Raw genomic sequence first — 8,805 nt, 5'->3', positions numbered from 1 at the left:
CGCTCGCCGACGTGCTGGCCCTCGCGGCCCTCGAGGGCATCACGCCCCTCGACGCCGCCGACCGCCTCGCCCTCGCCCGCGTGGCCGCGGCCCGCGCATGAGCGAGATTGACGACTACATCGCTGCGGCGCCCGAGGCGACGCGCGAGCGCCTGACGGCGGTGCGCGAGGTGCTGCTGCGGTGCATCCCGAACGGCACCGAGGCGTTTCGCTACGGGATGCCCGCCGTCATGATCGACGCCCGTCACGGCCTGCACTACGCGCACTGGAAGCAGCACCTCGCGCTCTACCCGATCTACCGAGGGGACGAGCAATTCGAAGCCGTGGTCGGGCCATATCGTGCGAAGACCGACTCGGTGCACTTTGTGCACATGAAGCCGTTGCCCCTCGACGTGATCGAGCTCATCGCGACGGCACTCGCCGCGCGCGCCTAGAGCGAGGCGAGCACGAGCGCGGCCGAGGCCACGACGAGCCCGAGCACTTGCCAGCGCGTCATGAGCTCTCCGAGAAAGACGCGGCCGATGATCGCCGTGAAGACGGGGGCGGCGGGCGCGAGAATCGCGAGCAGCACGAGGTCTCCCGTCTGCAGCGCGAGCACGAGAAACAGGTTGCCGAGAATGTCGGCGGCTCCCGTGGCCATTGGAAAGAGCACGTACCGGGTGCGGAAGTGACCGCCGACGGCGCGGGCACCCTGGCGGTAGAGCATCCACCCCAGCAACACCATGGCGACGGTCGTGACGCCGAAGCGGGCTCCGACGATGGGCCAGAGCCCGTCGGCGGAGGGGGTCGAGTTGATCGTGACGATGAAGCCTGTGAATAGGGTGGCGGCGATCGCCGCGAGCAGCGGGCCTTTCAGGCTGGGCCGCACGCCGTCGACCGGGGGCCGGTAGGTCACGAGCAGAATCGCGATGAGCCCGAGGGCGAGTCCAGCGCCGCGCAGGGGAGTGATGGTGTCGCCCGTGATGACGCCCACGAGCACGAGCAGGCCCGTGCCGACGACGGCGAGCACGGCGCCCGCGATGCCGACGGGTCCGATCGCGAAAGCGCGATACGCGATGGGGAGGCCGCTGCCGCCGAGCAAGCCCGCAGCAAATCCGAGCCAGAAGCCGGGCCAGCTGGGCGTGCCCGGCATCACGAGTGCGAGCACCAGGGCGATGACCACCGTGGTCGGCCCGGCGATGGCCACGACGATCGCGAGAGGCAAGCGTCGCGCCGCGACACCACCCATGACGTTGCTGACGGCAATGAACAGCGCGTTGATGAGGATGTAGACGAGCGCCATGCGAGCACCTTCGCGCCGAGAGAAATGGCCGCCGAACCTGCTCGGGAGTCGCCGCGCTCAGCCTACCGAGCGCGGGGTGGCCCGCCGCGCCCTGTACGGTTGCGCACGTGAGCACCCTCGACGCGGCCTTTGACATTCTGCAGTGCCCGAGCTGCGGCGAGCCGCTGGCGCCGGCCGACGGCGGTGCGTCGTGCACCAACCGCCACCACTTCGACCAGGCTCGCCAGGGCTACTTGAGCTTGCGCGCCGCCCACAAGGGCAAGGGTGCGCCCGCGAGCGGTGACACGGTCGAGATGCTCGAGGCGCGCGAGCGCTTTCAGAGCGAGGGCTGGCACGACGAGATTCGCGACGCCGTGCTGGCGGCCGTGCCAACGGACGCGCGGGGCTGGCTTGCCGACCTCGGTGGCGGCACCGGCTGGTATGCCACGGCGGTGCTGGATGCTCGCCCCGACCTGCGCGCGGTCGTGCTCGACGCTTCGGCGCCTGCGGTGCGCATCGCGGCCCGCGCGCACGAGCGGTTGGCCGGCGTGAGCGCCGATGTCTGGACCGGAATTCCCCTGCGCGACGCAAGCGTTGCCGTTGCCCTGCGCATCTTTGCGCCCGGCAGTGCCGCCGAAGTGCGGCGCATTCTGGCTCCCGGCGGCACCGCCGTGTTCGTCGTGCCGCACGCTGATCACCTGCGCGAGCTCGGCCACGGGCTCAAGCTCATGAAGGTGCCGGCGGGCAAGGCAGAAGAGGTGGCGGTGAGCATCCCCGACGCACGCGTCGTGAGCGTGCACGAGGTGCGTCAGCGCGTGCAGCTGTCGGTCGAGCAGGCTCTCGACGCCGTGTTCATGGGCCCCAACGCGTTTCACCAAGACCGCGCGAAGGTCGAGAAGGTGCTCGCCGAATGGCAGGCGCCCATCAGTGTGACGATCGCGGTGTCGATCGTGACCCTGCAGCTCGTCTAGCTGTCTCGATCGTTGCCCTGCAGCTGGCCAAGCTGTGCACTAACGTCTGCAGAATCGCTGCCGGTCGGCAGAGTTCTGGGCCACCGGGCACCTTTGCAGTAGTTATTGCACGCGCGGGCAACCCGGGGGCGACGCGGCGGGCGAGGTCGCGGGCAGGCGGGGGTTAGCCCCCGTGCGGTTCGTGGGTCGGCCGGATGCCGCGGCGCGCGTTGGCTCGCGAGGCTGAGTTCACGCTCGCAGCACCGTGCTGCGTGGCAGTCTGACCTCAGGAGAAACCCATGACCACCGCACCCGCACCCACCGCGGCGGCGCCCGCCGTTGCCGATAGCTGGAGCTACGGCGCCCTGTGGCGTCGCGTTCCGCGTGCGCTCGGCTATCTGATTCCGACGTTCGTGATCGCGATCGTCGTGATGAGCGTCTTGAGCTCGATCTTCTCAACGGCAGTGAGCCTGCTCATCGTCATCGTCGGCATCTTCCTCATCTCGCTGACGCTGCTTCTCGCGCGCTACACGGGGCAGTTTGAGATCGCTCGCTTGCGGTGGTCGGGTGAGACCCCGATCAGCGAACCCGTCTGGCCCGCCGACCCGACGGCCGTGTGGTGGAAGCGCTGGCTGCGCCCACTCGCGAACGGCCGCTATTGGTTGGCCCTGTTGCACGCTGTGGTGATCGCGCCGATCATCGCGACCATCTCGTTTGTTGTGCTGGTGGTGACGTTTGCCATCATCGGTTCTGCCGTATTCGCGCCTCTCGCGCTGCTCGTGGGTTGGACTGACACGGTTCGCTTCGGCGGCCTCGGCGAAGAATTCCGGGCTGCCGCGATCGTCATCCTTATCGTGCTGGGCGTCGTCGCGATCGTTACCCTGCCCTACGTGCTGCGCGGCCTCACGTGGCTGCACGCCGCGATCGCTCGCCCGTTCTTGGGCCGCTTCACGAACGAGCAGCTCGAAGCCCAGGTGTCGAGTCTCTTCACCTCGCGTCAGGCCGCCGTTGCCGCCGAAGGCTCGGCCTTGCGCCGCATCGAGCGCGACATTCACGACGGCCCGCAGCAGCGCCTCATTCGCCTGCAGATGGATCTCGCCGCCGCCGAAAGCCGCCTCGCGTCGAACCCCGACGAAGCGGCCAGCTTGATTCAGGATGCCCGCCGTCAGGCCCACGACGCCCTCGACGAATTGCGCAACCTGTCGCGCGGCTTTGCGCCGCCGCTGCTGCTCGACCGCGGACTCTTCGCGGCGCTTGAGTCGCTCGCGACGCGCTCGAGCATCCCGGTGACGCTCGAAACCGAACTCGGAGCAACCGCCAACTTGCCCGACGAGGTTGCTCGCAACGCCTACTTCGTGGCGAGCGAGCTCATCGCCAACGCCGCCAAGCACTCGCAGGCCGCGGGCATCACGCTGCGCGTGACGACGGCTGACGGGGCACTCGTGGTCGAGGTATCCGACGACGGGGTGGGCGGGGCGGTCGAAAAGACCGGGCACGGCCTCGCTGGGCTGCGCGACCGGGCGGCGGGCATGGGTGGCACCTTCGAGGTCTCGAGCCCCGAGGGCGGCCCGACCGCCGTGCGTGTGACGTTGCCGATGGCGGGCGTGGGCGCAGCATCCGTCGCCGCCGCAAGCGAGCCGAGTGCCTAGTCTGGAGGGCATGTCAGCCCTTCGCGTTGCGGTCGCCGATGACTCGGTGCTGCTGCGCGAAGGGCTGGTTCGCGTGTTGCGCGATGCCGGGGTCGAGGTCGTTGCCGCGTTCGGCGACGCCGAGACTCTGCTCTCGGCGGTGCCCGCGCTCGAGCTCGACGCCGTGGTGCTCGATGTGCGCATGCCGCCGACGTTTCGCGACGAAGGCGTGCGCGCGGCGATCGAACTGCGTCGCCGGCATCCGGCGATCGCGATTCTGCTGCTCTCGCAATACGTCGAGGTCGCCTACGCGCAAGAACTGCTCGCCGCTGGCACGGGCGGAGTCGGCTATCTGCTGAAAGACCGCGTCGTGTCGCTCGATGAGGTTCGGGATGCTCTCGACCGCGTTGCCGCGGGCGGCACCGTGCTCGACCCCGAGGTCATCACGCAGCTCATGGCCCGCCGTGTTGATCCGCTGCAGTCGTTGACGGCGCGGGAGCGCGAGGTGCTCGAACTCATGGCGCAAGGCCGCACCAATGCAGCCATCGCGAGCACGCTCTTCATCGGCGTCGGAGCCGTTGAGAAACACATCTCGGCGATCTTCACCAAGCTCGCGCTCGACGCCGCTGACGGTGACCACCGCCGCGTGCTCGCGGTGCTCGCCTGGCTGCAGGCTCAGTAGCGCGCGGCTAGTAGCGCGCGAGCACCTCGGCGTCGCGCGCGTTTGTCAGCGCACGGCGCACGGCATCGAGCGCCCCCACGGGGTCGGTCTCGAGCATGCCGCGGGATGCCCGCAACTCGTCCACCGCATCTTCGAGCCGCGCCCGCGCACCCGCAGAGCTGCGCGAGCCCACGGCGTCGCGCGCCGCGGCGATCTGCGCCTCGGCTTGCACGCGTGCCGCGTGATACGCCTCGCGCGCGTGCGCGAGGCGTTGAGCCTGCGTGCGCGATGAGGCGAGCGACACCTCGACGGCGTCCATCGCGTCGCGCAAGTCGCTGAGCTGCTCGAGGGGGTCGGTGCCGTCGGCGCGGGCAGCGCGATCGAGTTGTGCCACGGCCGTGGTGATCGCGGCACCCGTGTCGCCATCGGGCGCCTTTTCGGCGGCCTCGAGCGCTTCGGTTCGGGCGTCACGCGCGTCGTCACGCAACCGCTGCAGCGCGTCGATCGCGTCGTCGAGCCGCGCGGCCGCGGCGGGCACCTGCTCGAGCGCCTCTTCGGCCGAAAACAGCAAGCGCTCGGCCTCACTGATCGTCGCCATGACGCTGCTTGCGGCGGCCGTGCTGCCCGGAGTTGCCTCCGCTGCCAGGGTTTCGGCACGGTCGAGGCTGCGGGCGGCGCGCTCGGGGGCGTCGGCGGCGGCGCCGAGTGATGCGCGGTCGTGGTGGGTGAGGAGGGCATCCCGTTGCTTCGTTGCGTCGATGAGCCGCTGGCGAGCCTCGGCGATGCGCGTGCTGAGTCGAGCGAGTCGGTCGGGAGCCGTTGACTCGAGCGAGCGGCGATCACGGAACGCCGCGGCTTGCTCGCCCAGCCCGCGGTCGACGCGGTCAGCGAGCATGACGATGCGGTCGGCCCGCTCGCGGTTCGCCAGACCGGCGTCGGGTTCGTCGTCAATCAGGCGGTGCAGCCGAAAGATCTCGTCGCGATCGGCACGCGCCCGGCGCACGGCGGCTCGGTAGTCTTGCGCGGCTCGCTCGCCAAACTGGGCGATTGCGAACTCGACGTCGGCTTCGCCCTCGGCGATGCGGTCGTCGGCGCGCACGAGGGCCGAACCGGCCCGTCGCCGCACATCGTCGGGCGCTTTCAGGAGGCGACCCGGTCGGCGTCGCCGACGCGCAACGATCACAATGCCGCCGACCATGACGGCGGCCACGACAACGAGCAGCGTGACGCCGCCCGCCACCAGCCCCGATGCGACTGAGCCCACGAGTTCCACGGCGTGATTCTAGGGTGGCTGCCTCGGTGGGTTCGGGGGCAGACCGCCCGAAATCCCCAGAATTCTGCCTTTCTCGCCCTACAGTGGCCGCGTGTGGCGTGCCGACCGATACGACGATCATGAGATCGACGCCGACGAGGGGGGCGGGCTCAACCCGCTGTCACCCTCAACGGTGCGGTTCGACGACCCTCGCGTGGTGCCCATGAACGTCGCGACGCCCGTCTGGGAGCAGTGGCGTCACGAGCTCGAGCGGGCGGGCGGTGCCAGCACGCTGCTGCACTTTGACGATGATCCGCGCGGCCGCATTGAGCTCGGCACGAGCCACCCCGGAGGTCTTGCGCGCTTTATCGCTGGCAGCCCCACGCTGTTGAGCAACCTCGTGCGTGACGACGTTGCCCTCAAGAGTGCGCGCGTGGCGGCCGAACGCATCGCCGACGCGGGGGTTGAGCTCGCGAGCGTGCGCGGCATCGATGCCGTGGCCCTCGGCATTGGCCTCGTCTCGTGGATGCACGGCGGCGTCGCCCACTGTGCCCCCTTACTCTTGCGCCCCTTGCGGCTGCGCCGTCGGGGTCGGGATGTTGAGCTCACCCTCACCGGACGCATCGTCGTCAACCCGGCCCTCGTTCGTGCCCTCGCCGAGCAGTTTTCTCTCTACCTCGACGAAGCCGCTTTCGTGGCACTCGCCCATGACGGAGAAGCGTTCAAACCGAACCCTCCGCTCGATCGCTTGCGCGGGCTGACCGCGCACCTCGACGGCTTCACGATTAGCGCGCGCTTGGTCGTGAGCACGTTCGCTGAAGTGGGCCCGGCGATGGTCGCCGACGCGCACGATCTCGCGCATCCCGTGCTCGATGCCCTCGCGGGCAATACGAGTGCGCGGTGGGCCGTCAACGAGAGCCAGTCGCCCGTCGAGCCCGTGCCGGCCGATCAGCGACCGCCCGAGACCGATCTGCTGTTGCTCGACGCCGACGCTGAGCAAGAGCACGTCATCGCGAGCATCGCCGCGGGCAATTCGATCGTCGTCAAGACGCTGCCGGGCACGGGCGCCACTCAAACCGTCGTCAACGCCCTCGGTGCGCTGATCGCCCAGAACAAGCGCGTGCTTGTCGTGAGCCCGCGCCGTGCAACCCTGCGCACGATTGAGCGGCGACTCGCCGACATCGGGTTGCGGGGCACCGCCGTCTCGGCTTCGACCCTGCGGCGTGACCTCATTCGTGCGATTGGTCGCAATGAGAAGGCCCAGCGTCCGCGCGTTGCTGACGTCAACGACGCACTCGTGCGGTTGCGCACCGTGCTCGTGGAGTATCGCGAGGCGCTCTCGCGCCCCGATGCTGACCTCGGCATCAGCGTGCTCGACTGCATTGACGAGCTCAGCCGGCTGCAGTTGTTGCCGACTCCGCCAACGACGCGCGCGCGCCTGAGTCGCGCTGCCGTCGAGTTACTCGCTGCCGACCGCCGCGAGGCGGCAGAGGCCATGATGCAGGCCGCCGAACTCGGCCAGTTCAGTTACGGGCCCGGCGACTCGCCCTGGTACGGAGCCCGCTTCCGCACTGCCGACGAGGCCACGCACGCGCAAGAACTCGCGCGCCGTTTGCACCTCGACCTCGTACCCCGCCTCGTCGAGCGCGGGCGATCGCTGATCGCTGCGACGCCCCTGCGGCAGTTTGAGTCGATCGCCGAGTTGGGTGTCTATCTGCGACTGCTCACTGACGTGCGCGACACTCTCGACGCGTTTCAGCCGGCTGTCTTCGACCGCTCGCTCACCGAACTCATCGCCGCCACGGCACCCCGTCGCGAGTCGAACACGATGCCCGCGGCCACGCGTCGGCGCCTCAAGGCGCTCGCGAAAGAGTATCTGCGCCCCGGAGTCTCGGTCGGCGACATGCACGAGGCCTTGCAGCGCATCCAACACCAGCGTGTGCTCTGGCAACGCTTTGTGCCGAGTGGCGTGACGCCGTCGGTGCCCGTGGGCATCGCCGACGTGGCCGTCACCTACCAGCAGGTCGAGCGCGATTTCGAGGCTCTGGATGCCCCGCTCGGCCACCACAGCCGTGACCAGCAGCTCGCGCACCGTCCGCTCGCCGAACTGCACGGTCTGCTCGACGGCTTGGCTGCCGAGAGTGACGTGCTCGCCAACCTGCAAGAGCGCACGGCGCTGTTGCAGCGGCTCGAGAAGTGGGATGTTGCGCCGCTGCTGAGTGACCTCGCCGCACGTCACGTTGCACCGTCGCAGGTTGCCGCCGAGCTCGAGCTCGCGTGGTGGCGCTCGGCGCTCGACAGTTTGCTGCAGCACGACCGTGCTCTGCTCGCCGCCCAGCCCGACGTGCTCGAACGTCTCGAGGCCGACTTCCGCTTGGTCGACGAGGCGCACGCCGCGGGCAGCGCGCAATTGCTCGCGTGGCAGCTCGCCGAGAACTGGTCGATCGGCATCACCGATTGGCCCGACGAGGCCGCCGCGCTCAAGACCCTGCTGAAGAGTGGGTCGATCACGCCCGCTCAACTGCAGCGCGAGGCCCCGCATCTCAGTCGGCCGATCGCGCCCGTGTGGCTCGCGTCGCCCTACGACGTGCACCAGATTAGCGACGACATTCCGTTTGACACGGTCATGCTGCTCGACGCGGGTGCCGTCACGGTCGCCGAGGTGGCGAGTTCGGTGCGCCGCGGCCGCCAGGTTGTCGCCGTCGGAGACCCGGTCACGCAGGCGCCCGCGCCGTTCACGATTGCGGTCGGTGGCCCGGTCGTCGATGTCGATGTGGATGCCCGGCACGCCGCATCCGCCCTCTTCCAGCTCAGCGAACTGTTGCCCGCGCTGTCGCTCACGCGCTCGTATCGCGCGGGCGGCGAAGACCTCGCCGAACTCGTCAACCGTCGTTTCTACGCCGGCCGCATCGAGTCGCTGCCGTGGGCTGGGTCGTTCTTGGGGCATCCGTCGATCGCGGTCGACTATCTCGACGACGGCCACGGCATGCCCGACCCCGACTCGGGCGCGATCGAGAGCGTCGACGCCGAAGTGCTGCGCACGGTCGATCTCGT

General features: G+C 69.5%; 7 protein-coding genes. 5 read left to right on the top strand and 2 right to left on the bottom strand.

What is annotated here, in order from left to right:
* Positions 1–97: 97 nt before the first annotated feature.
* Positions 98–433 carry a DUF1801 domain-containing protein gene (locus SFU54_RS07480; protein ID WP_319015660.1) on the top strand — a complete coding sequence of 112 codons (336 nt, stop codon included), beginning with the start codon at positions 98–100 and terminating at the stop codon, positions 431–433.
* Here the strand turns inward: SFU54_RS07480 and SFU54_RS07475 are convergent.
* Positions 430–1,281, bottom strand: a complete 852-nt coding sequence (locus tag SFU54_RS07475; RefSeq protein WP_319015659.1) for an EamA family transporter — start codon at positions 1,279–1,281, stop codon at positions 430–432. The genes SFU54_RS07480 and SFU54_RS07475 overlap by 4 nt on opposite strands.
* A gap of 107 nt (positions 1,282–1,388) precedes the next feature.
* Between SFU54_RS07475 and SFU54_RS07470 the strand changes: the two genes are divergently transcribed.
* The 3 genes from SFU54_RS07470 to SFU54_RS07460 all read left to right on the top strand — a co-directional run bounded on the left by SFU54_RS07470 (position 1,389) and on the right by SFU54_RS07460 (position 4,520).
* Positions 1,389–2,231, top strand: coding sequence for a putative RNA methyltransferase (locus SFU54_RS07470; protein WP_319015658.1), 843 nt, complete (start codon positions 1,389–1,391; stop codon positions 2,229–2,231).
* A 278-nt stretch (positions 2,232–2,509) separates the two neighbouring features.
* Positions 2,510–3,859: a sensor histidine kinase gene (locus SFU54_RS07465; protein WP_319015657.1), complete on the top strand. Its 1,350-nt coding sequence runs from the start codon at positions 2,510–2,512 to the stop codon at positions 3,857–3,859.
* Between the two features lie 10 nt (positions 3,860–3,869).
* Positions 3,870–4,520: a response regulator transcription factor gene (locus SFU54_RS07460; RefSeq protein ID WP_319015656.1), complete on the top strand. Its 651-nt coding sequence runs from the start codon at positions 3,870–3,872 to the stop codon at positions 4,518–4,520.
* A gap of 7 nt (positions 4,521–4,527) precedes the next feature.
* Here the strand turns inward: SFU54_RS07460 and SFU54_RS07455 are convergent, their stop codons facing one another.
* Positions 4,528–5,772 carry a hypothetical protein gene (locus SFU54_RS07455; protein WP_319015655.1) on the bottom strand — a complete coding sequence of 415 codons (1,245 nt, stop codon included), beginning with the start codon at positions 5,770–5,772 and terminating at the stop codon, positions 4,528–4,530.
* 91 nt (positions 5,773–5,863) lie between these two features.
* Between SFU54_RS07455 and SFU54_RS07450 the strand changes: the two genes are divergently transcribed.
* Positions 5,864–8,805, top strand: a 2,942-nt coding sequence (locus SFU54_RS07450) for an AAA family ATPase (RefSeq protein ID WP_319015654.1), incomplete at its 3' end; no start/stop codon positions are given.

The organism is Microcella sp. (assembly GCF_033763155.1).
GTDB lineage: Bacteria > Actinomycetota > Actinomycetes > Actinomycetales > Microbacteriaceae > Microcella.
Note: the sequence above shows the minus strand (reverse complement) of the source record. Positions and strands in the feature narration are given on the sequence as shown.